This window comes from Mycoplasma sp. 10961 (assembly GCF_055523525.1).
In genome coordinates, this window is record NZ_JBVFVD010000001.1 from 682,153 (window position 1) to 708,575 (window position 26,423).

Sequence of the window (26,423 nt, forward strand, 5' to 3'; positions counted from 1 at the left end):
ATTGATGTGTTTTATAAAAAAATATTCGTTTTAAGACGAATATTTTCAATTTTTAATTATTCTTCAACAACTGTTGCAGTATCCTCATCACTTTCAGGTTGGTTGCCTTGATTTGTTGCGTTTTGTTGTGCGGCATAGTTTGCAAAGTTACGCATCATATTTTCAACTTCATCAAGTTTAGTTTTAAGAGCCTGGATGTCTTTTTTATCTAATAAATCTTGTAACTCTTTAATAAGTTTTTCTGATTCTTCTTTTGATTTAGCATCAAGTTTATCACCTTGCTCTTCATTTGCTTTTTTAATTTGAGAAATTAAAGATTCAGCACGTACAACTGTTTCAGCTTCTTCTTTACGTTTTTCATCAGCTTCTTTATTAGCTTCAGCTTCTTTAATCATTCTTTGAATTTCTTCCTCAGAAAGTTTTGATGAATTAGATATGGTTATTGTTGCATCTTTATTAGTTTTTAAATCTTTTGCAGTTACGGTTGTAATACCGTTAACGTCAATTGAAAAGCTAACCTCAATTTGAGGAACTCCTCTAGGGGCTGGCTCAATGCCACCAAGGTTAAATTGCCCAAGTAATTTATTATCTGAAGCCATTGGACGTTCCCCTTGTACAACTCTAATGGTAACTTCTGATTGATTATCAGCAGCTGTTGAAAATACTTGAGATTTAGTTGCTGGAATTGTGGTATTTCTTGCAATTAAAGGTGTTGAAACTCCACCCATTGTTTCAATTCCTAAAGTTAAAGGTGTAACATCTAATAATAAAATATCATCAATATCTCCAGCTAAAACAGCTCCTTGAATAGCAGCACCAATTGACACAACTTCATCAGGATTAATTGAACGGTTTGGTTCTTTACCTAAAGTTCTTTTAACCATATCTTGCACAGCTGGCATTCTAGTTGATCCACCAACTAATAATACTTCATGTAAATCTCTTGCAGTAACTCCTGCTTCTTTTAAAGCATCTTCAATTGGTTTACGAGTTCTATCTAATAAGTGTGCAGTCATTGTTTCAAATTCACTACGTTTTAATTCTAATTCAACATTAACCGGTCCATTTTCCGTTACAGCTAAAAACGGTAAATTAATGGTAGCAACAGCTTGACTTGAAAGATCAATTTTAGCTTTTTCAGCAGCTTCCTTCAATCTAGCTTTAGCCATTTTGTCATTAGCTGCATCAAAGTTATATTCTGATTTAATTTTTGCAACTAATCATTTAACAATTTCGTTATCTCAATCATCTCCACCAAGGTGGTTATCTCCACTAGTTGAAAGAACTTCAAAAGTTCCGTCTTCTAATTCTAAAACCGAAACGTCAAATGTTCCTCCACCAAGGTCATAAACTAATACTTTCATTGATTTATCAGTTTTTTCTAAACCAAATGCAAGTGCCGCAGCAGTTGGTTCGTTAATAATTCTTAAAACATCTAAACCAGCAATTTTACCGGCAATTTTTGTTGCTTCACGTTCAGCATTATCAAAATATGCTGGAACTGTAATAACTGCTTTAGTTACTTTTTGTCCTAATTTTGATTCTGCGTATTCTTTCATATATGAAAGGATCATTGCTGAAATTTCTTCTGGTTTATAATCTTTGTTATTTGCACGTACTGTTTTATCAGTACCCATTAATCTTTTAATTGATGTAATTGTGTTTGGGTTTGTTTCTACTTGACGTTTTGCAACATCCCCAACAATTACTTCTGAATTTTTAAAACTTACTACTGAAGGGGTTGTACGTTTTCCGTTTGGATTTTCTAATACAATTGGGTTTTTCCCTTCTGTAATTGATACAACTGAGTTAGTTGTACCTAAATCTATTCCTAATACAATTTCTTTTGCCATTAACTCTCCTAATAATATTTATATTTATTTGTTTTTCTAAAATAGTTGTCTAATCCAACTAAGAATATTATAGCACATAAATTAGCAAATGAAGTAATTAATTGCTAATTTTTTTAGAAAGTACTACAGAGGCAGGAACAATAACTCTGCCATTTAAATATAGTCCATAACGAACTACTCTTAAAATTTTATTTTCTAAACCATTTGATTCCTTAAAATCAACTGCTTCTTGGCTTTGAGGATCAAATTCCTCATTTAAAGCTGGAATAATTAATTCTATTCCATGATTATTTAATAATTCTTCAAATTGCTTTGATACAATATTGAAACCATAAATATAGTTTTTAACTTCTGTTGATTGTGAAACTTCCCCAGCTCTTATAGCTGCCATAAAATTACTAAATGGAATTGCAAAGTCTTGTGCAAAACTTTGAATTGCATATTTTTTTACTTCAAGCTTTTCTTGATCTAATTTATTTTTGTATTCTAAAGTAGCTTGATCAATTTTTTCTTGTGCTTTTTGACTAAATTCTTGTGCCTTATTTTTATATGTTTGATTTAAATTAAATAATTCAACATCTTTAAGCATTAATTTTTTTTCTAATTCTTCAATTTTTGCTTTTAATTCAAGAATTTGAGCATTTTGCCCTTCGCTAACTTTTATTTGTTCAACTAATATTAATGCTTTTTTGCCAGCAAAATTACTAATTTCATAATTTCTTGGAAAAGTTAGTTTAATTTCTAAAGCATCTTTAACTTTGCGACCTTTTAAATAATCATCAAAGTTTGGTAAAAATTCATTTTTACCAATAGTAATTTGCTTTTCAATTGAATATTCTTTAATTTCATTTCCATCAATTAATAATTTAAATCTTGCTGTTAATAAATCATTATGTTTAATTTTTAAATTCATTATTATTTACCTCTTTATTTTTATTTGATTCTTTGAAAAATGAATCAAGTACATTTATTGCAGTTTTCATGACATCAAAATCAGTGTTAGTAGCACCAACGGCTGATATTTCAGTTATTTTAGAATTATTTTCAATACGTTTCGACATAAATGTACCAGATGGCCCAACTGAAATTTTAATATTTTGATCAACCTCACTAGCATCTTGAATTTTTTCCCATACTGAACTATGCTCAATTAAATCGATCATTTTAGTTAAATCCTGGCGCTGAATTTGTTTACTTAAAATAATATTATTTTTTCCGTAAATGCGTTTTTGTGTTTCTTGTTGTTTTAAATACGTATTAAAAACTTGGTTTACAATTGAATCAATAATTGATTGATAATTATTTACTGATTCAGATAACAAATCTTTAAGCAAAGCAACTTTGCCTGGTAATTCTTGCAACTTAGAATCAATTAAGCGTTCTTTAAAAATCCGAACCGCAATTTTTAGATCACTAACTAAAACTTGTCTGTCAAATGTAATTATTTTAGAAAATACTTCACCTGTTGAAATAACTAATACAACTGTTGCTTTGTTTAAAGCAATTGGGACTATATCAATGCTTTTAAGCAATGAATCTTTAATAATTTCGTTAGTTACTAAAGTAATTCCAGCCATATCAGTTATGATACTTGCGGCTTCCTCTACAGTTTGATCAATACTAATATGTTTTTGCATTAAAATCTTATCAACTTTATCTTTCATCTTTTGATCTCAAGATCGTGATAAATATTTAGCATAATAATCCAATCCTTCAACAGTTGGGGTACGCCCGCTAGAATTATGTGATTTTTTAAGATATCCATCTTTTTCTAATTCATTCATAATATAGCGTACTTTAGCACTAGAACAATTTAATTTCTCACCGTATTTTTCAATTAAATATCCACTACTAATTGGATTCCCTTCTTCAATATATAGTAAAACAGTATACTGTAAGATCGGTTCTTTTTTCTTACTAATTTTTTGATGCATAGACGTATTATACCATAAGAAATAAAAAAATTAGCAACATAATTATTTTATTGCTAATTTTTAATTATTAATAGTGTCCATTCTTTCACTCATTGATTTCACGGGGTGTGCCTAAAACATAATGATCATCGTTTATCTTAATTCATTCAGGCTGATTATCTTCATTATAATCATGCATATTTATATCATATACATAACCAATTAAACTACCTTTTTTAGCTTTAATTGATGGAACTGCATCTAATAAACTTTTGGTATAAGGATGAAGTGAATTATTCATAATTTCTTCAGTTTTACCAACTTCTAATAAGCGCCCTTTATTCATAACTGCAATTCGATCAGAAATATATTCAACCATACGTAAATCATGGGCTATAAATAGGATTGTTAAGTTATATTTTTCTTTCAGTTCGTTAAAAATATTAACAACTTGCGCTTGGATTGAAACGTCTAGCGCGGAAATTGGCTCATCTGCGACAAGAAGTTGCGGTCTTAAGACAACGGCACGCGAAATACCAATCCGTTGCTGTTGACCTCCTGAAAATTCAAGTGGATATCTACGTAAAACTGATTCATCAAGCCCAACAGAAATTAGGATATCACGAACTAAAAGTCTCCGAGCTTCTTTTTCAGTAAGGTTACTCATTTGATCTCGTTCAAGTTTATATTTTTCTAAAACTGATAAAGCTGCTGGAAGTCTTTTAACTTGTAATTTATGTAAAAATTTATTATATAAAGCTTCATAGGCAGCAAATTCATCTTGGTAAATATTTTGATTTAATTCATCTAAATATTTACCAAATAAATCTTTATTTTGGTCATTATTCTCAATTTTCTCATAAACTTCTTTCAAAGTATTTTGATCAAAATTATAGAATAAAATTTCACGTGAGTTTTTAGTATTTAATAAACCTTCTGAAACAATGGTTTCAACATTTGCATGCGGATTTAAAGAGTTTGCAGGATCTTGGAAGATCATTTGAACTTTATTAGTTAAAAAGTTTTCAATTGCTTTATATTCTTTTAGTGCTTTTCCAATTTTTAAGCCTCTGGTAAGTTTTTTAGGTAAAACCTTATCAAAAAGTTTAATTTCACCAAAACTGTATGGAACTAACCCAACTAAAGTTTTTCCAATTGTACTTTTCCCAGAGCCTGATTCTCCAACTAAACCTAGCACTTCACCATGGTAAATATTTAAATTTAAATCTGAAACTGCTTTAAATGATTTATGCCCTTCCCCATAAGTAATGTCAACATTGCGCAATGTTGCAAGAATCTTCTCGTTATGTTTAGGAGTAAGCATATCTTCAACACCAGGTGTTTGGTAACGAACTGTAGTTACTTTTTGGAATAAAAATTTATTGTGAGTATATTCAACTTTAGTTCTTTCTGGTTTCATTTTTATTGAGATACTCCTTCCATATATCTTGAATTAAATAAGGTGCATAATATTTTTGTGTTTTATCATCTAATAAAGCAGATTTAACACGGTGTGTGTCTGAAATTCAGTAAAAATCTGGTTCGTTACTTAAATCCTTACCTATTGCATAGTCATTTCTAACGGCAAAGGCATCTCCAACAATTTTATTTAAGTTAGACGGAACACTTCCTCGGATTGTTGCTAGGCGGTTGCCTTTGTTAACATCAGGCATACTTGAAATTAATCCTCATGTATAAGGGTGTTGAGGGTAATTTAAAATTTCAGTTGCAGTTCCTTCTTCAATGATTTGCCCTGCATACATAATAGAAATATAATCAGCTATAGAAGCAACAACTCCTAAATCGTGAGTAATGAATACAATAGCTAATTTTAGCTTTTCTTGTAATTCTCTAATAACTTCTAACACTAGGGCTTGTACTGTTGGATCAAGGGCTGTAGTTGGTTCATCCATAACTAAAATTTTTGGCTCAAGTGCAACAATAGCAGCAATTACAACCCTTTGGATCATTCCACCACTCATTTCATGAGGGTAAAGTTTCATAACTGCTTCAGGGTCATTAATTTTAGTTAATCTTAAAAATTCTAGAGCTCTTTCATAAGCTTCTTTTTTAGTTTTAACAACCTTATTAAGTAACATCCCCTCCATAATTTGAGCTCCAACTTTCATTGTTGGATTTAATGTTGACATTGGGTTTTGGAAAACCGCAGAAACAACTCTACCACGGTAGTTTGATTTCTCCCAATCATTAAAACTAAAGTTTTCAACATGGTTATTATAAAGTTTAATTTCACCTGAATCAATCACAGCATTGTCTCCAGTTAATCCATATAATAATGATGTAATAACTGATTTACCTGATCCTGACTCTCCGATAATTGCATGAACTTTCCCTTCATATACTTTAAGAGAAGTCCCTCTTAAAACTTTATTTTTTTGTCCAGGGACAGCAGGGTTAGTAAATGATAAATACAAGTCGTTAATCTCAGCAGCAATTTTTAATTTAGTTCCATTTGAAAAAGTTTTATATTGAACATTTTTTGAAAATTGTTCAAAATCAAATTGACTCGTTTTATTTTTATTAAATAATTTAGAAAAAACTTTAAAGTATGTTTCTTTATGGGTATGTTGCCTATCACATTGGCAAGCATAAAATCTTCCAAAATATTTTTCAATCTTGCAGATTTTGTTGTTTTTAGTATTATGTACAAAAGTTTGTTGCTTTTCTACCTGTAAAACTTCTGGTTTGTGATAAAAACCTTTGGGACCAAAATATTCATCAGTTTCAGCTTCACTATCATTTTTATGAGCTAAAACAGTATCTTGGGGGTTTTTATCCGCCGGCGATTCTTCATTGATAAATTTAGTATCTTCTATAATTTCTTTTTGAACTAGTTTATCAATAATTTGATTAGGTGGAGAAGTTATATATTTTTGAACAACTCGTTCAAGTCTAATTATTTCTGGTTGTTTTGCTTCATATTTATATTCTTCGTGTTTGAAAACTACAATTTGTCTAGTTACGGGAGCTTTGGCTGTAGCGACCTCTACTCCCTGGTTAAAAACCTCGGCCTCAGTTTCTCTGAAGCTTAGTGATGGAACAAATTCTACAGCTGGTCCATATTCTTCCAGGCAATCATGAACCTTAGGTTCTTCAAATACTGGAACTGGTTCTGGTTCTGGTTCAGCAATTGGTTGTTCCTCTTCAATGGTTTCTTCATTAATTGGACCAGTGTACAAGTAGTCTGTTTCTTCTTCTGGTTGTTTCATAACTAAAGGAAATTGAACTGGTTCTTCAGTTTCTTCGTTAATAGGACCAGTGTAAGTTTCTTCTTCAACAACTACAGGTTCTTCAATAATTTCTGGTTTCGGGTCCTCCACTGCTTGGATTACTTCTGGTTCTGGTTCTGGTTCTGGTTCTGGTTCTGGTTCTGGTTCTGGTTCTGGTTCTGGTTCTGGTTCAATAATTAGCTGCTCTTCTACTTCTTGTTCTACTTCAAGAATTGGTTCTTCAACAATAATTTCTAAAATATCATTATTAAATTCAGTACTTTTTTTGGCTTTTTTAGGTTTTTGGAAACGATATTTTTTTGAGTATTTTTTCATGATTCTCCTTTTATCTTTGTCTTCTAAGTGCATCTTGCACACTAGATCCAATAAGTTGGACACTAGTTGTGATTAAAATTAATATAGTCGAAGGCACAAATACATATCTTAAATATGCTGGGAATTGTTTTTGGCCTTCAGAAATTAAATTCCCTAATGTTGAAGCATCATCAATTGCAAGACCAATAAAGGCTAATGATGTTTCTGATAGTACTACTCCAGGAATTGTGAATACCAATTGGGTTATTAAAATTGGTAAAATTACCGGAATATAATTAAGTAAAATTTTTGTCATTGGAGTCCCCAATACACGTGAGGCAGATACTCATTCAAAGTGTTTTGCACGTTTAACTTGGGCTCTAATTTGGTTGGCCATACCCGTTCATGAAGTTAATGATAAAGCTAAGGCAATGACCCAAAACGTAGGACTAACAACAATAGTAATTAAAATTAAGATTAAAATCGTTGGGACAACTGAAATAATTTTAATAATAAAGGTAAAAAACTTATCAACTTTTTCAAATTGCCCCATCATTATACCTATTGTTAAGCCAATAATAACTTCAATTGTCGTTACAACAATGGATAAAAGCAGCGAATACCTTAGCCCATGTCAAAGTCTTGCTCATAAGTCTCTTCCTAAATGATCAGTTCCAAAAATATGATGAATACCATTTGAATCTGTGGTATTAAAAGTTAAATAACGATTGTTAACATCAGTTGCTAATGGTGCTTGGGTAGTAAATGGGATTATAAATGATAATAAAATTAGACTTACTAATAAAATAAAGCCAAAAACACCAGTAAAGCTTTTTGAATATCTGTAAACAAATTCCTTGAATGGTTTTGCCTCAGCATTCATGTGTTGGTTAGCTGAATAATCAATTGTTTTGCCAATGATTTTCCAAGCTTGGTATTGAAAAGGTGAAATTAATGAGTTCGGAGCAGTCGCTAAATTATTTAAATTTGTTTCTCCTAAATCATTACGATTTTTCAGTTTGGTTAAATAATTATTAAATTTTTCGCTAATGCTTTTTTTGCTATTAGGCACCTGACCCCCTTCTTCTGACCCTTGGGTCGATTACTTCATATAAAATATCCCTTGTAGCATAAGATAAAATTGTTAATAATGTAAACATCATAATTAAGAATAAAATGATGTTGTAATCTTTAGTTTGAATAGCTTGCAGCAATGTTGCCCCTGATCCAGGAATAAAGAAGATTTGTTCAATAAAAATACTTCCAATAAATGAACCAAAAATTACCGCTGGGAAAAATGTCGCAATTGGGAATAATGCTGGTTTTAAGGCGTGTTTTCATACAAAACGATTTTTTGAAAGACCTTTTAAATATGCAAATTTTGCATGCACAGAGTTTAGTTCGCGATTTAATTCAGTTCTTATATATTTAATATAAACAATAATGCTTCCAAGCGATAAGGCAAAAGCTGGTAAGATATAAGTAACTAAGTTATTTTCATTAAAAATATATGGCAGACCTACTAAACGGCCAATAAAGACCAAGACTAAAGCAAAGATAATTGACGGAACACTTGAAAAAATACTTACAAGTACAGTTGAAATATTATCAACTCATCCACCCGGATTTTTACCAACTCAAATTCCTACTGAAATACCTATTGTCACAGTTAAAATAACTGAACAAATTCCAACTAAAAATGATTTGTAAAATCTAATTCAAATAAAATCTTGAATTTCCCGACCTGGAAATAATGAAATAGAAATACCAAATTCACCTTTGAATAGTCCACCAAGATAATTTAAATACCTTTGGAATATTGGCAAATTAAGTCCGTATTTAGTTTCGATTGCTCTTCTAGCACCTTCGTCAAGTCCGGCTGTTAAAGAGTTAGATCCAGGAACTGCATTAATTAGGAAAAATGTTATAGTAATAACAATTATTCCAATAATAAAGAATTCTAAAATTATTTTAGTTAATCTAATTAATGATTTTGCAAAAGTAGAATTAAATGAAAATAATTTTTCAAATAATGAATAATCATTAGTTCGTTTTCCTGCAAAATAAATTGGATTAAGATCGTGTACAACTTTATTAAACATTATTAATTATTTCTCCCTCTTGGTAATCCTGATCTTGGTGGTCTTGTATAGTCATATGCATATTGTAATGAAAATTTATATAATGATGAAACTCCCGCAACTCTTGTAATTTCCCAGTTTGTATCAACTTCCATTAATGGCACGATAAAGGAAGCATCGCGCACAATTTTTTCAAGTTCTCCAATAAAGACAAATACATATTCTTGGGTTCAACCCTGAGCTATTTCTTCATTTGTGAAGTTAGCTGAGAAAAAGGCGCTTAAACGATCGCTATAATCTACCAGTGATTCACCATCTTTGCTAAATGAAAGTTCAATAAATTTCTTTCAAAAATCAAATGTTACTTCTTGGTTATTAATAGACTGTTGAATATTCAATCTTTCTTTAGTTGTTTTTGTTAATTTAACAATATCATCGACTGACATTGTATTAATCAAAAAGTTTTTATATACTTTTTTAAGGCGAGCATATTTCATATTATCATTATTTAATAATAGGTATTCTAAAATATAAGTAACAAATTCAGTTTTAAAGTTTGTCCCTAGATCACTAGCTAATTTTGCAGCATTCTTGTTAACAAAATTATTAATTTGAGTATTTTTTGAAGTACCTTCTGGTTGATTTTTTAAATTATTAAAGTCTTGCCCAAAAGCAGCATTAGCAGCATTTTCAACTTTTGTTACTTCAGCTTGCAATAAACTTTGGAAAGTTGTTAAATTACTCTTTAGGTTATTTGCTTCTAATATTAAATCAATAATATAGTCAGTATAACCAAATGAACCTACAGGATTAGTTTTAAAACCAATTGATTTTTGTGATAAGGTATTGATTCCGTCATCTTTAAAGAAGGCAGAAACATAATCTTCAGCTCCATTACCACCTAGTTTATCGTAATTTTGATAGATAATATCATATTTTCCTTCTTCGATATATGAAGCAAATGTGTTTTCTGGTAAACTTTTAATATCTAACTCAATAAATCCATTAAAAGCAATTTGCAAGGCTTCTTTTAAGAAAAGTCCTGCGTTTTTTTGTTCATCAGATGAATTGTTTAAATATCTTAAAGATAATTTAGATAAATTAGGATATTTAGCTTTAAATCTGTTCATGTAAAAGCGTGCGGTATCTAAGTTATAGGCAAAATCTTTACGATCTGTTTTTTCAAATAAGAAGCTTTTAGCTAAGTGCACAACAAAATCGTAGTTTTGCAATGGATATTCAACATTATCTTTAGTTTTAGAACTTAAATCACTAAAGTAAGTTTCAATATTTTTACCATTCTCAGTACGGTATTGACCATATGATGTAAAGGTATTTACTGGGAATGAAAAATCCCAACCAACAAACTTAATGATATTTTCGCGGTTAATTGAATAATAAATTGCATTTCTTAAATCAGTATCTTGTAAATAACTTGCACCGTTTGTTTCAGAATCTAAGTTAAATCCATAAGCAATTGTTCCATAACCTGTATTTTTATTTAAAAAGTTTTTATATTGAGCATCAGATCAATAACTACTAATTTTTGTAGCGGGAATATAGGTTTGCGAAATATATCCATCTTCAAAAAATGTTGTATTTATGTTACGATCAGATGAAAAATAAATTTTAATTTTGTTTGATATTGTATTTTTAGCATCAAAGTATTCATTATTTTTCGTCAAGATAATTTGCCCTTGCGGACCTAAAACAACATCTTTACTATCCATTAAAAATGGTCCACTTGTTAAAAATGTCTTAGGATCTGATCCATATTTATCAATTCCACCAGCGACAGTTTCCACATAGCGGCGGTTAATTGGGTATAACTCTTTCATGATTTGGAAGGCCAAAAAGGTTAAAGTTGGTGTTTTATTTTGATCAAAAATCATAGTAAATGAATTTTCTGAGTTTGCTAATTGGTTATATACGTTAGCTAATTTTCCATCCAGTAATTTAAATTCCTGATATGGGTTCATGTATGGATTTTTAACAAGTTTGATTGTTTTTACTACACCATTTTTAGCAATATTGAAATTCTGAACTTGAGCATCTAGTTTGAACTCTGGATTAAGAACCATGTTTTCACTAATTGTTTGATTGCTATAATCTAAGAACAATTGTCCCGTATAAAATCCAAATTCTAAAGCTGCTTTTTTTATTTTTTCAACTTCTTCAGTATCAACAAAGTTACCTGAAGCATCTTGAATTTGTGGTTCCCATACTTTTTGATCTGGGTCCTGAATATATTCGTTAAATTCATTTAAAACATACCTACGACGTCCAAATGGATTTAAATAGTTTTTATTATGTTTAGCTAAATATTCTTTTTGAGCATTAACAATTTTTTCTGCTCCTCGAATTCCAAATTTAAGAATTTCATCTAATTTTTGAGATCCAGTATTTAAATCAAGGATGTATTCAAAATAATCACGAATGTGCTGTGCATCAATATAATCTCCATTACTCCAACGATTAAGTTTATCATTTACAAAGCCCGTAACTGCCATAAAGTTACCTGAGTTTTTTGGATTTCTAAAACCATAATATGTTCCTGTTTTGGTAATATCTGATGTTGATGAAGCTTTGCCTAAACCACCAATAACATTGAAATTATTTAATTGGTAATAAGATGAAGAAACTAACCCATAGCCATTTTCATTAGGACCTTTTAATGAATCTTTTAGTTTTCAAAAATCATCAAAGGATGATGAAAGTTCACCTTTATCATTTACTGATCCAGAAGTATCGGTTAAGACAAGTGCATAATCATTTGTTTTAATCAATCTTTTTAAGTTTTCATCTGGCCCGTCTTTAATGAATGAGTCTACTAAAGAAGGTAAAATTTTGTCAACAGATTTATATTTAACATAATTTAAGTTATTGATTGGTTCTGTTGCTAAACCCAAATCATAATCAATTGCTGAGTTTTGTCGTTGTTCATATCTTGGATCTTGGTTAGTAGTACAAGATGCAAGAGCCACAAAAGGAGCAATTGATGTATTTAAAAGCAAAAAAGTTTTTAATTTAAATTTTTTCACACTACCTCCTATCCTGTAATATTAAATTGGTAATCAATTGATATGATTGCTTTTCCTGTTTTTTGATTATTATTAATTTCATTTGTAATTTTAATAGGTGCTTGAGAAGAAGTTTTACCATTTTCAGCAATAGTTTCTAAATCACCTAAATTAAAGTTGGCAACAAAGTGTTGATTTTCATCAACAAATTCTAATAAATATGAATGTTTAGGTAATAATAATGCATCACGATATTTACCCATGATTCCGTAGTCAGAAACTCACGAAGTATATCCTAAATCTTCAATATGTACTTTTGAATTTGCATCACCTTGTTTTTGTAAGTAAAAAATATTGTTTGTCTTATTGATATTTACAGATAAATATTTAACTTCTTTAGTTTCTAAATCTGTAAATTTAATAAATTTAATTTTTTGAGCAAGGTCATTTTTAATATAACCATACATTGCAACAGCATCTAAACCTTTGTGGCGGAAAATTCCAGCAACATTGCGAGACCCTACACCATAGTTAAGTAATTGCGAAACAAAGAATGCTTTTGGTCGTGATGTAATTTTGTTTCCATCAAAATCTTTAAGCCGAATTGATTCGTCAAATATTTCAGCGCCATTATCATCATATAATTCCATGCCAATTTGCGCTTTTTGGAAACGGTCTTTAAAGTAACCGTTATTTTTAGATAATAATTTCCCAAAGTATGAAGAGGATCTACTTTCGCTCCGAGACATAGCGCTAGATTCATTATTTGCAAATTCATCATATATTTTGGTTTTTTCTGCTAATATTTTTGCAGTAAACACAGCAGTAATACCACCAAATGTGCCTTGTACAGCTGCATATTCTAATTCATAATTTCTTTTATCTTCTTCACTAGCAAAAGCAACTCTTTGACCATTTACCATTCTACCGTTATTCTCGAGTGCATCTTTATACTCAGCTATTTTTTCTAAATAAGGTTTGCTCTGTTTTTGATATTCATAATATACATTTTTTACATTCTTTAAGTATAAATCATATTTAGCTGCATTAACTGCTTTGTATACTGAAGCATTAAGATCACTTTGAACATTTCTTCTATCTAACCAAAAGTCAAGGCCAGTAGCATCAACTACGTAATCAAGGCCTGTTTTAGCCTCATTAACCCCTGTAACATATTTAGGTAAGCCACCAAAATCATCTCAATTTGGAATATAAGTAGTTTGCACATAATCTCTGGTTAAAGTTTCTGAAATATTGTAAACATAATCGGTAAATTTATCACTAAGCAGTGGTTCAACTCTAGTTAAATTGTAATTTAATACATCACTAGATGGAGTTCCACCGCTAAAAACAGAATAAAGTAAATCAAGGTCAACTGGGGATTCGCTACCATGTGCATCAAATCACATTGTGTTCCCAACTAATCTTCACAAATCTTGTGTGTTTAACTTATTAATAATTAGGTTAATTTTGCTCTCGCTTTCATCAGAAAATATCCTGTGGATATATTCAGAAAAAGCATTTTGAATATCTTTAACGTCAAATACATTTGTCGTTCCTTCTTTATTTGGAGTGACATTTTTATCTAACACAAAACCATTTACAAAATTAGGTTCGTCAAAAATCACACCATATTTTTTGCTAAATAAAGCAGTATTATTAACTAATTCTTTTGCGGGGTTGAAATCCTTAACAAAGATAAAGTGTCCTGATTTAATAAATCGCTCCATAATTTCGTTAGCAAGTAATTGGTCATCATTTAAGATGCCTTGGATTTCAGCTTCATTTGTTGCTGCTTCTTTAAATTTATCAAAATCTATTTTAGTTTTAACGTAATTTATATCTCAATTATATGATTCAGTAACAGCATCAACTAATCTAGCTTTTGAATAATCAACTGAAACATATTCAAATAAATCCCGTAGCGAACTAAAGCTTGGTGATTTGTTAGTTTGTCCATCATCAGTTATTTCTGAATATTTTCCTTCAGGGTATGCTTCATAAAGTGTTTTTTGATCTTTGCCAGTTAATCTTGAGCGAATGTTATTTAAAACAATTCTTTTAAAACTACTATTAATTTTTTCGGCATTTTGGTTAAAGTTGTCCAATAATTCAGGATCTTGTAACTGATTTTGATCATTTATGAATAAAAAGATATATCTTGCCCTTGCATCCCTAATTCCAGTAAAGGTTCTTGCAAATAATGAATGAAAGGCTCTTTGAATTCGTGAAGTAGCATTAATACCTTGATTTCGTAAAGCTGCAAGCGCATTAGTATGTTGGAAGTATGAAGCAACATGAGCATCATTGTATTGTGTCCGCGGCATTGTATAGGCTGTATTAATCTTAAATTCATTGTTATCTTTATTTACAAAGGCATAAACATTATTTGTTTGTGAAATAAAGTAATAGTAGTATCCACTATTGTCGCTAATTTTATCAGGCTCAGAAGCAAGTAAAAACTCTTTAAGTTGCTCTATTAAAGAAAGATTATTTTCAACTGCCGTATATTCAAATGCCTTTCTTGGATTCGCTTCTGAAAACATGTTGTTGTTTAGAGGATTAAGCTCTGCATTGTCATTACGATATAATAAATTATTTGATAAAAATGGACTTAAGGGTTGGCCATACAATGAGCCAATACTTAACTGCGGCTTCCCGCCAATAATAGTATTAGTTGTATTTCAACCACTGTCTGAAACTAAACGAGTAATTAAAGCGTTAAATGTATCACGAATAATTTTCACTTTATCATCAACATATTTTAATTCTTGAGAACTTAAAATAGTATTTAATGGTACGTTAATTACAGGGTTGCCTTGATTATCATACATGTTAACTGACCTAACCATTCTTCCATTTTCTGTTACTTCAAAAGTAACAGGATCTAAAGTATATTCGTTTGGATTATCAGGATTAATTCTTAATGCTTTTTCTGTTAGGTTTGTAGCCATTCCGTCTTTTAAACCTGAAAGTAAAGTACCAATGACAACTTCTTCAAATTTATAATTATCTTTAGTTCCTGAGAAAGATTTTAAAATTCCACTTATATATGGATTTAAAGTTCCAGACTCTTCATCAAATGAGTTGGCAATAAATAAATCACCTAATTTAACATCACGCAATTTTGCAGCTTCTTGTAATCCGGCAAATGATTGTAAAAATCTACGTTTAGGATTTGCGATAATTTTTGAAATATCTTGACGATCGTTATCATCTGATCCTCAAATATCTGACTTTGTTTCAATGTATTTTGTTCCATCATTTTTAATGAAGTTAAACTTTAAAAATGTTCCCTTGTCTGATTCTTTGCCTAGTGAATTAACTCTAGTGACTTCTAAATTAGTGCGAGCATCTAAATAATTCTTTAAAGCATCAATTGAATAATACGAAGATTCACTAATACCTCCGCGAGTTGATAATCCACCAACTACTACAGCCTTACCATTATCATTTAATGACTGGCTTTGATCTAAAGTAAAGTGATGTCCATATTCATGAGCTCCAACGTATTTTAGGAAATCTGTAGATAAACCATCAAAGTCATCTAAACTAGCTGCTAAAAGTAAGGGAACTCCAATACGGTCTGAATCAATAATTCCATAAAAATCACCTTCAGCTACTGAATATTCATAAACATAATTTGAATTTAAAGTCTTAACAATGTGCGGACCAGTTCTTTTAACTCTGAGGTGTGGGTATTTTCTTAAAACACGCTCAACTAAACCATCATAAGTTTCCACGTATACTTGGTATTTGCGAGTTTCTAAACCTGGCAATGGTTTTCCATCATTATCTAACATTGAAATATCTTCAGGTCCATATTGCAAGGCAACCGGATTAATAGCTCCGCCATAGCCTAGGCTACGCTTAAATTCATCAAATGCATTAAGCATATCGCTTGTCAAGTTTTTAGCATCAAATTCGATACTAATATTTTTGTCAAATTGCGCTTTAAATACACCATCACTAACAGATAAAGATTGAAGTTCAATCTCAAAAATATAATTAGCTAATGATTCACTGAGGTTTTTAATTTTTATAGCAGATTTATTTTTATCTAAAGCCTCAGTTTTAGTTTGATAAATTTTTTGCACATTACCATCTTTGAAAATTCAGAACTTGCGTTTAGATTTATCTTTATTAAATTCATATGCCTTATATCCATAAAAATCTAAGAAACTTTCAATATTAGTATCTAAAGTTTCTTTAAATGAAGTGTATGTTGAATATCAATAAGGAGTTAACGTTGTTGGTTTTTCTTGTTCTAATGTATGTACATATTCATCACCATTTATTAAAAGAGTGAAACCTAAAGAATTCTCAGTTAAATTAACATTAACAATCTTTGATTTTTCAAATTTACGACTGGCATTAGCATTTGAAGAATTTTTAAAAATTTCTAAAAATTCATTAATTACATTTTGATCAGAAAAATTGTCTTGAAGAAATTCTTTTAAACTTGCTTCAGTGCTATTAACTGGGATAATTAATGTTTCTTCATTTAATAATGTAGCCGGTTTTTTTCCATCTTCGCCTGCTGGTCCAGGTTTTTCTTGGTTTGGAGCTAGCAACACTAAAAACTCTTTATTTAATAAGGTATCTGGATTAAGAAGCGAAAGGAATTGCTGTGAAGCATTATTTTTTAATGCAGTAGCATACGGAATAGTCTTTAAGAAATTGTCAAGAGTAGCTTTTGAACTTTTATCTCTAAATAATGAATAACTTAATGCATCACGAGCATTACCATTTCCTGTTATTGAAGAATAAATTGGCATTGATCCAAAAAATGCATCAGGGAAAAATTTAATTTCACTACTTTCTTTATGTAATGAAGAGTGCGAACCAAGCGTAATAGCATTACCATTTTGTTCCACTCCAGGGACAATCCTAAAACTATTCAGCGTTAATAAATCTGGACCTCATGAAATATTATTAAAGAATCATAGAGTAAAGTCAATGAATTGTTTTGGCTTTACTGCAGTAACATATTCATTGTAAAAACTAAATGATCCATACTTAACTTGCAATATAAAACTTTCAGAAAAAATTGCGAAATATTTTTGGAAAAATTCATCAAAATCATATGAATTTTCCTTATCAAAAACAAATGTGAATTTATCATATGTTTCATTAATAGTGGCAACAGTTCTAGATTTAGAAGGATCTAAAATAGCAATTTCTGGTTTAAGATTATTATCTACATCACGAATTTGAGAGAAATCATTCCTTAGTTGTTCTCTAGTAAATCCTGAATATGTTCCATTTAGCTCATCTGAATTTTTTGCATATAAAAACATTCCACCAACTGTTGAAGCGGAAACAAGAGTAATTAATGCAACAGATAAAAGAGCTTTTGTTTTTAAACTTAATTTCTTTTTCATTTTTACCTCGTTTTCTATATTTTTTTAATAAATATTAAAATTTTTAAATTTGTTTATATTTTACCATAAAACTGAAAATATCGCATTAATTTTTGTTTTAGTTCGTGCCTTAAAATTAGTTATTAAAATATTAGGAGGAAAAATGACACTAAAATTAAAAAATAAATTAAAATATTTAATAGTTATAGGTGCTTTAGGAACAATTGCTGGTTCAATACCCTTGACATTAATGCTGGTTAATAAGCAAAGCCAAGGCCCAAAAGATGCAAAAACTGTTAATATTACAATTGATACAAAATTATTACAAAGTGAATTGATTGCATTAGAAAGTCAATTAAAATTTGAAACTAATAATTACAGTCCTGAAATAGAATCATATAAGCAAAATATTAGTGAAAATGACACTAAAATTAACCAAAACAAAGAAATTTTAGCTACGATTAACACTAAGCGCGATTTATTAATAAAACATGATCAATTAATTGAATCAATCAATAACAATATCAATTCTCTAATTGAAATAATTAATAATGATTTATACAGGCAAAATTTAGTTAAATATCTTTATGACACTCAAAACACAAATGAATCAAATGAAAAACTATATGAACTTGTTAAAAATGCAGCAAATAATTGAAATGCATTTTTAACAAGCATTAAAGAAAAAAACAACTCATTAAATGAGTTAATCGCCAATAATAAAGATAAATTTATAAATTCAGATCATAACCTTGCAATTCAACAAGAAAATATGAATTTATTAACTAGTATGAATGAAGCTATCGGAGCAATTAAAAATGATAAATACACTATTGTAGCTACAAAAGATTTTTTAGATTTTTATGATAAATTTTTGATATCTATCAAAAATTATCAAATTATTGAAGAATTTAATCCTGAATTATTGACACTAGAATCTAATATAGCTGAAAAATCAGTTGATAATGCAACTATAGAAAACAAACTTATAAATCAAACAATATCTTTATATCAAATTCTTGTTAATTACAACAATGTAATAAATAGTTTTTTAAGTGAAAATATTGAGAAAGTTAATAACGCAATTGTTAATAATCTTGAAAAAACACAAATTAACAAGATATATACTGAAGCATTGCAAAACCTTAAAACTTATCAAAATCAAATTGTTTCGGATTACAAAAAGGTAATTAATGCATTAAAATTAACCTTTTCAAATGATCAGGATTTAATTTCAAATGTAGATAAATTTGAAATAGAGTTTGAACAATTAATTAATAAACTAGATAAAACCTTAAAAGATGCACAAATTGAAAAACAACTCAGAATTTCGTCTCAAAATATTCAAGAAATTACTAAGTTCATCAGCACTTCTTTTTCTGATTTATTAAAAGAATTACCACAAAAAATATCTGGAGAATTTCAAAACTTGGAAAATATTCATTCTAATCTTAAGGAAGATTATCTTAATTTACAAAAAAAATTGGTACATATACAAAATTTAGAAAATGAGCATAAAATTTTAAAAACTAAATTGACAAATTTAGAATTAGAATTTAAAAACTTTAATGATGAAAGCGATGTCAATAAAGTTATTTCTGATGCAAATTTGAAAAACTTAAATGAAAAAATTCAAAACCGTAAAACCCAATTACAAGACTTAGAAAACCAAATATTACAAAATAAAGAAGATGTGAATTCTCTTAAAACAAATATACAAGCATCTACTAGTGAAATTAACACCACAATAAATGAAAATAATAAATTAGTTGTGAGTCACACTTATTTTCAAAATGTTTTAAATAGTAAATTATCACAAATAGATAATTTAACAAATGAAATAAAAATACTAGCTTTAAAAAATGAGTTTAACCAAAATAAAAATATAGAACTGCAAAACCTGCTTCAAAAACGTGATGAGGATATAAAAGATTTGAAAAAACAGGCCCAAGATTTAAAGAACGATATTTTACTTAAACTAAATGATATTGATGTATTAAACAAAGAAATCGTAAGGTTAAATATTGAATTAAATAATGCACAAAATGATAACCTTGCATTACAAAGATCAATAAACGAAAAAAACAACCAAGTTTTAAATCTGGAAAACCAAGTTTTATTATTACAAAATCAAATTAACGAAATAAACATAGTCCTAGCTCAAAGAGATGAGTGAATCAAACAATTAGAAAAAGAAAATAGTAATTTACAAAATGAATTAAATGCCCAAAGGAATAATAATTCTGAATTATCAAATCAGAACAATACATTAGTAAATGAAAATAATTCTTTAACTGCTCAAATAGCAAATAAAAATAACATAATCACAGAATTAAATACCCAAAAAGCGGAATTAGACAGCAATTTAGCATCTCAAAGAGAAAAAAATGCTCAATTACAAACTCAAAATAATCATTTAAATAATGAATTGAATACTCAAATGGCTACTAATGCACAATTATCAACTCATAATGATGACTTAACAAGCGAAAATAATGCATTAAAAGCCCAAATATCCGATAAGAATACCTTAATTGCCCAATTAAGAAATGAAAACCAAGATTTAACTAAGCGTATTCTTCACCAAAATCAAGTTATAAATAATTTAAACCAACAAAACCAAAATAATAACAACCGTATTGATGAATTAACACAAGAATTAGACAGGGAAATATCTAAAAATAATGAATTAATAGCTGAAAATCTAAATAAAATTAGTGCACTTAATCAAGCAAATAACATGATTAAAAATCTTCAAAGTCAAATTGAAATTTTAAAAAATAACATTAGGAATTTAGATTATGAAAATTCCACATTAAAGAGCAAAATTAGTAACACTCTTAGTAAATTAAATAAAATATTAGAACAACTTAATTCTTATACACCAACAAAAACACACCAGGCAAATACCACCAGTACTTATACATATACTAGGTATGAATATCGTATTAATTATGAATATTCTTATAATAACTTAGAAACATTACGAACCACAGTTATTGCAGCAATTAACGAAATTATTAATCTTTTAAAATAAGAGAAAAAAACCCTAATGAGGGTTTTTATTTATGATTTTGTTTTATTAAAATAATAAGTTGTAATTTTAGACTGTAATTCATCTGAAACAGGGTGGATATTTTCGTGAATTAAACTACCATTATTATTAATTTCATAAAGATTTATCGCAATTGCATCTTGACCACTAACTGGATCTAAAAAGTAATTTTGTAAAACTTGTTCATAATCAGCGATATTAGTTGGCACATAATTTACATAATCAAAATTAGTAAAATTATATTTATCTTTAACATTACTGAAATCTAATATTGCTATTTTTCTTGCTATAAATAATCCAATAAAAGTTTTTTTCTCATTGATATCATTTATCTCATTTAAAGTTTCCTTTAGATCGTTAAAACTATCTCTAACAAAACCAGTAAATAAATCAATTTCAAATTCGTTGTTTAATGTATCTTGTGAAATGGTAAATTCTTGCGGAATTTGTTCATTACTATTGACAATTTCGACAATCTTTGTATAAAAATCATTTGCATAAGTATCAAGATGTTTTTTAATAATCTTGATAAAGAGATTTATACGGTCCTCAAATTCTACATCTTGGCCATTTTGGTATTTTTTTTGTATTGATAAGTATTCTTGATAATTTTCACTATTTTCATCTAAACTTAAATCAATTAAATTGCTAAATTTATCGATAAAGTTTTCAATATCAGAACTTTTATAAGAATCATTTAGTTCAGTTAATTCAGTAAATTTAAGTTCTTTCCAATTAGTTACTAAACGTTTAAACATTGTTTTATGTTGAATATCAATAAATTCATCTTGATTAATATCATTTGTTAATGCTTTAACATTATTATTTTCTAGTAATTCTTTATATGAATTAATGATTTCTATGGTTCCTTGGAAAAAACTTTCAGATGCCTTTTGTGCATATAATTTTGAATTTTCTTTAGATACACCAGATGAAACAACTAAGCCATCAAGTAATAAAATATTGTTTTTAGGTTTGATGGCTCTGATATGCCCATCTTCAACTAAATTAGGAAAATTATCTGATCCATAATAAGCGTCAATTGCATCACCATTATACATAATAGCAACATTGACATCATTACGATTCGGATTAATTAAATTATTAACAATCTCCAAACCATCACCATTAAACGCAATGTGGTTTGCATCTTTTACATGGTATCCGGTACCATCCTTAATTAAATCAGCAAATGCATCAATTAAAATTTTATACGTTTCGTTACCGTCAGTTTCATTATCTAAAACTTGCCCAGTAAAATTATTTTCGGTTCTACCTTGAGGTAATGGCCAATATGCAGAGCCATACATCATATTATCCCTAATTGCATCAGTAATATATCATTTATTAAAATTATTCAAAGCAAGAATCTTGAGAACATTTATAAATGATAAAGGATCTTTAAAATCAGTATTTTTAAAACTATCCTCATACTTTGTAATATCAATTGATCCTTCTTCATCAGAAATTTCTTGAGCAACTGGGTTTTTCTTAATATTATAAGCAACAACCATATCTTGAGAAAAATATGGATAGAAATATTCTCACATTTCAGCACCATTTTCAAGTTGATATTTTTGAAGATGGTCCCATATTTCTGGTCGAAGTGTTAATTTTACATATGCTTTAATTAATTGTTTTTGTTTTAAAGCGGCATTAAGTTTATCCTTATATAAATTTTGCTCACTTACTGATAGATTAGAAAAAGCGTTAGAATTAACAAAAGTTTTCAAATTATCAGATTCTAAAAACCCATTTAATTCAGGCAAATTTAGTAATGCAGCATAGTCAATTTTGCCAATTAGTTTCTTTTTAACTAACTCAGCAGCTAAAAAATCAGATCCAATACCAGCGACTGCTTTATTATTAATTAAAGCAGTGCTGAATTGGTTAATTTCGTCAAATTCTTTGTAATCAAATGTTTCATTTAATTTGTCAATATTGTCACTTGACATATATGATTTATAGTTATAAAAACTTGGTTTGAAGTTTGTGGTTAATTTTCTACCTAAAACTGCTCCAAAAGCAGAGGCAATTGCAACAATTCCTCCAGATAGCAATATTTTTGTTTTATATTTTTTTCATAATTTCATTTTAATTACTTTTTAGATTTATAAACTGCATAAGCAATGTTTGAAATTAAAACGATAAATAGCACAATCGAACCAAGAACTAAACCTCATGGTTCAAAAGCACCTTCATAAAGTTTTGTACCCAGTGTTGAGGTATTAGATACAGTTCTTGTGATAATAAAATCATCAAAACTAAAAACTAAACTAACAACTAAAACACTAATAATTGAAGGAACCATATAAGCCAAATATGTTTTAACTCATGATCTAAATTTAGAGTAACCTAAGTCTTGTGAGGCTTCGTATAAGTTATTGTTAAATTTTTCACTTCTTGGTAACATTAATAAAATTCCATATGGTAAAGTCATAACTGTATGACCAATAATAACCCTTCCAAATCCTTCGCTATCTACTGCAACAATTCCAAAAAAAGAACTAAAAACTAAAACTAGTCCAATTGCAGTGATATTATCAGGGTTGATTAATGGAATATTTGAGGTAACTGAAAGTGTAGTACCTATTAAACGATTTTTTCTGCGGTATATTGCATAAACAGTTATTAGACTAAGGCTAATAACTAAAGCACTAACAATAAAACCTAATAGCATTGTATTAATTAAACTTAAATCACGTCCAGCATCAAATAAACCTTTTCAATTATCAAGGGTGCTGCCAACTCAAGTTGGGTTAAATTCACCTTTTGGAGTTGGTTTATTAAAACTAAAGATAACCCCAAAAACTAATGGCACATAAATAAAAGCTAAAATTAAATAAATATAACTGTTTCTTAAAAAACTAGTAATTTTATTCATAGTGAGCCCCTTTTTTAAGTTTAAAAATTAGTTTTGGTGCTAGTTGTAATAATGAATATAAACCAATAAAAATGGCCGATACAACAATAACTAACATTGATCCACTGCTTAAATCATATTTATTACCAGGATTTATTTTTGAGTTAATTACAATTCCAATTAATTGCTTTTGTGAACCATCTGGTAATAATTTAGCACTAACGATAAATGTTGTAGCACTAGATAAAAAGATGATTCCTAGCCCACTTAAGATGGCTTTAGTTCCATAAGGAATTACCACTTTAAAAATTGTTCCAGTTAAACCATATCCTAAATCATGACTTGCTTCAATAATATTCTTTGGCATATCTTTAAAAACTGTATATAAAGGCATAACCATTAAAGGAATATTAAGATATGTTAAACCAAAAATAATAAATAATTCATTATTTAATGATTTTGGATTTGAAGCAAAAACGGCAAGGGCTAATCCTTTAATTGAATAAATCCTTGCAACAGTGAAAATAGCTAAAGGACTGATAATTAAACTCAGTGCGAAAATTTTGAATAATTTTGATTTTGAAGTTGATACAAAATATGCATATGGGAAACCAATTAATAAGCATAAAATTGAGGATACAACTCCAATTCATAAAGATCTAAAAATAATATTTCAAGTATTTGAATCTTTAATTAAGACATATGCATCAAAATCTTCAGTTGAAAAGGCACTAATAACAATCATCAAAATAGGTAATAAAATTAAAAAGATTGCAATAAATAAATATGGTAGGAATAAATAAGCTTTTTTATCAAAGGTGAAGAGGGATTTAATTTTTGAATTCATTATGATTATAATCTCACTTTGGATCTTTTTTCATTAAATGAATCGAATCAATTGTTCAACTTAAGTATACTTTTTCATTTAGGTCAAATTTCTTTGCAGTTTCAACATTAAAAATATTACCATCATTTGCTTCAATTTTAAGGTAGTAGTAAGAGCCACGGTATGACACATCCACAACTTCACCAATAATCTTGCCTTCTTTTTTAACTTGTTGGCCACTAGTTATATCGATATCCTCAGGGCGTATCAAGACATCAACTTCAGTATTTTTTGGAAACTCATCTTCCTCATGAATAGTTTTATATTCACGACCAAATAACTTAACATTCCCATCATCAGCCATTTTAGCTTGGAAAACATTTGAATCACCAATAAATTTAGCAACCCAAATATTAACAGGATAATCATAAATATTCTTAGGAGTATCATATTGTTCAATAACTCCATCACGCATAATAGCAATACGATCTGATAATTCTAAAGCTTCATCTTGATCGTGGGTAACAAAAATAAACGTTAAACCAAGTTCTTGTTGTACACTTCTAAGTAAAACTTGCATTCTTTGACGAATTTTAGCATCTAAGGCACTTAAGGGCTCATCTAGTAATAAAATTTCGGGTTCAATAACAAGGCTACGGGCCAAAGCAACTCTTTGCTTCATCCCTCCAGATAATTCAGAAATAGCTTTTGTTTCATTACCGGATAAACCAACTATTTCAATAATACGTTTGGTTTTTTCATTAAGCTCTTCTTTAGTCATACGGCGCTTAAAGTGTTTATTTTCATAATCTTGAACTTTTAAATCCACAAAATTTTCTCAATATGAATATTTAAAATCAGAGTCATCAAGCCAAGTTTGACGTTTGTTGAATTTGTATGTTCCTTGTTTTAAGGTTTGTAATTCTTCTAAATATTTATCTTGGATTTTATCTAATTCATCCATTTTAGCTTTTGCTTTGGCTTCTCATAATACTTTTTTCTTTTCTAATTCATTTAATCGAAAACTACTTACAGTATGACGTGGTACACGTTTTAGTTTTAATCCATATAATATATTTCCATAGACATTTAAATGGGTAAATAAAGCATAGTCTTGGAAAATAGTTGAAACATTTCTTTTATGAGGCGAAAGGTCCTTTATATCACGACCATTAAATTTAATTTCACCACGGGTGGCTCATTCAAAACCACCAATTAATCTTAAGATAGTTGTTTTTCCAGACCCAGAAGGCCCAAGTAAGGTGACAAATTCACCGCGATTTATTTTTAAGTCAATATTGTTTAAAACTGTTTTATTATCAAATGTTTTAACAATATTTTTTAATTCGATAATATGTTTAATATTCTTTTTATTATTTGTTTTCAATTTGCTCCTTTCTAACTATTAAAATATGCAATTAGTCAGTGGGGAGACGGTATCAAAAAGATTCTCGCAATATTCTTCTCTATTGCAAGGTACACAGGGGTATGAAATATCTGTAAAAAGATTTAAAATTTTTTTATTTTCTAAAATTCTAAATAAAATCAATCTCCTTTTCATATTGGTAGATATTATAATAAAAAAAAGAAAAACTGTTAATGAAATTTTCAGTTCTTCTTTTCAGTTTTTAAGATTGCAAATTTATCTTGAATTTGAACGCGTACGTACAATTGTAAATGGTAATAAAGCAATGAATCTTGCTCTTTTAATAGCAGTTGCTAATTTTCTTTGGTGCTTAGCACATGTACCTGTTAGTGATTTAGATTTGATTTGTCCAGTTGCTGAAATATATTTAGTTAAAACCTCAGTATCTTTGTAATCAATATAGGTTTGTTTGCTTTCGCAAAATAGACAAACTTTTCTTCTATTTAAAAAAGTTTTTTTGTTTTTGTTAAATACCATG

Annotated in this window: 15 protein-coding genes; 1 reads left to right on the forward strand and 14 read right to left on the reverse strand. The window is 28.9% G+C overall.

All coding sequences use genetic code 4. The features are described from left to right. Window positions 1–56: 56 nt before the first annotated feature. From dnaK to AC0B4T_RS02980, 9 genes are all read right to left on the reverse strand, one after another. Window positions 57–1,853 (reverse strand): molecular chaperone DnaK, encoded by a 1,797-nt coding sequence (gene dnaK / locus AC0B4T_RS02940; protein ID WP_465103063.1) that lies wholly within the window; start codon window positions 1,851–1,853, stop codon window positions 57–59. Window positions 1,854–1,950: 97 nt separating this feature from the next. Next, window positions 1,951–2,766, reverse strand: a complete 816-nt coding sequence (gene grpE / locus AC0B4T_RS02945; RefSeq protein WP_465103064.1) for a nucleotide exchange factor GrpE — start codon at window positions 2,764–2,766, stop codon at window positions 1,951–1,953. Further along, a complete protein-coding gene (locus AC0B4T_RS02950) occupies window positions 2,750–3,787 on the reverse strand; it encodes a heat-inducible transcriptional repressor HrcA (RefSeq protein WP_465103065.1) in 1,038 nt (345 codons plus the stop codon). Before AC0B4T_RS02950 ends, grpE begins: the two co-directional genes overlap by 17 nt. Window positions 3,788–3,854: 67 nt before the next feature. Next, window positions 3,855–5,186, reverse strand: coding sequence for an ABC transporter ATP-binding protein (locus AC0B4T_RS02955; protein WP_465103066.1), 1,332 nt, complete (start codon window positions 5,184–5,186; stop codon window positions 3,855–3,857). Then, window positions 5,167–7,332 (reverse strand): oligopeptide/dipeptide ABC transporter ATP-binding protein, encoded by a 2,166-nt coding sequence (locus tag AC0B4T_RS02960; RefSeq protein WP_465103067.1) that lies wholly within the window; start codon window positions 7,330–7,332, stop codon window positions 5,167–5,169. The genes AC0B4T_RS02955 and AC0B4T_RS02960 overlap by 20 nt, the downstream gene beginning before the upstream one ends. Window positions 7,333–7,342: 10 nt before the next feature. After that, window positions 7,343–8,383, reverse strand: coding sequence for an ABC transporter permease (locus AC0B4T_RS02965; protein ID WP_465103068.1), 1,041 nt, complete (start codon window positions 8,381–8,383; stop codon window positions 7,343–7,345). Next, window positions 8,376–9,413 (reverse strand): ABC transporter permease, encoded by a 1,038-nt coding sequence (locus tag AC0B4T_RS02970; RefSeq protein ID WP_465102210.1) that lies wholly within the window; start codon window positions 9,411–9,413, stop codon window positions 8,376–8,378. The genes AC0B4T_RS02965 and AC0B4T_RS02970 overlap by 8 nt, the downstream gene beginning before the upstream one ends. Before the next feature lie 2 nt (window positions 9,414–9,415). Continuing rightward, window positions 9,416–12,433 carry an ABC transporter substrate-binding protein gene (locus AC0B4T_RS02975; protein ID WP_465103069.1) on the reverse strand — a complete coding sequence of 1,006 codons (3,018 nt, stop codon included), beginning with the start codon at window positions 12,431–12,433 and terminating at the stop codon, window positions 9,416–9,418. Between the two features lie 8 nt (window positions 12,434–12,441). After that, entirely contained in the window at window positions 12,442–17,796 is a 5,355-nt protein-coding gene (locus tag AC0B4T_RS02980) for a PDxFFG protein (protein ID WP_465103070.1), read from the reverse strand. A 142-nt stretch (window positions 17,797–17,938) separates the two neighbouring features. On the opposite strand from AC0B4T_RS02980, the gene AC0B4T_RS02985 reads away from it, so the two are divergent. Beyond that, window positions 17,939–20,812, forward strand: coding sequence for a hypothetical protein (locus tag AC0B4T_RS02985; protein ID WP_465103071.1), 2,874 nt, complete (start codon window positions 17,939–17,941; stop codon window positions 20,810–20,812). A 29-nt stretch (window positions 20,813–20,841) separates the two neighbouring features. Here the strand turns inward: AC0B4T_RS02985 and AC0B4T_RS02990 are convergent, their stop codons facing one another. From AC0B4T_RS02990 to rpsR, 5 genes are all read right to left on the reverse strand, one after another. Further along, window positions 20,842–22,923, reverse strand: a complete 2,082-nt coding sequence (locus AC0B4T_RS02990) for a type 2 periplasmic-binding domain-containing protein (protein ID WP_465103072.1) — start codon at window positions 22,921–22,923, stop codon at window positions 20,842–20,844. A gap of 5 nt (window positions 22,924–22,928) precedes the next feature. Next, a complete protein-coding gene (locus AC0B4T_RS02995; protein WP_465103073.1) occupies window positions 22,929–23,714 on the reverse strand; it encodes an ABC transporter permease in 786 nt (261 codons plus the stop codon). Continuing rightward, on the reverse strand, window positions 23,707–24,540 hold the full coding sequence (locus AC0B4T_RS03000) for an ABC transporter permease (RefSeq protein WP_465103074.1): 834 nt from the start codon (window positions 24,538–24,540) through the stop codon (window positions 23,707–23,709). The genes AC0B4T_RS02995 and AC0B4T_RS03000 overlap by 8 nt, the downstream gene beginning before the upstream one ends. Next, on the reverse strand, window positions 24,524–25,906 hold the full coding sequence (locus AC0B4T_RS03005) for an ABC transporter ATP-binding protein (protein WP_465103075.1): 1,383 nt from the start codon (window positions 25,904–25,906) through the stop codon (window positions 24,524–24,526). Before AC0B4T_RS03005 ends, AC0B4T_RS03000 begins: the two co-directional genes overlap by 17 nt. A 255-nt stretch (window positions 25,907–26,161) precedes the next feature. Continuing rightward, complete coding sequence (gene rpsR, locus AC0B4T_RS03010) at window positions 26,162–26,422, reverse strand: 30S ribosomal protein S18 (protein WP_465101366.1); 261 nt, start codon at window positions 26,420–26,422, stop codon at window positions 26,162–26,164. Between the last annotated feature and the right edge of the window lies 1 nt (window position 26,423).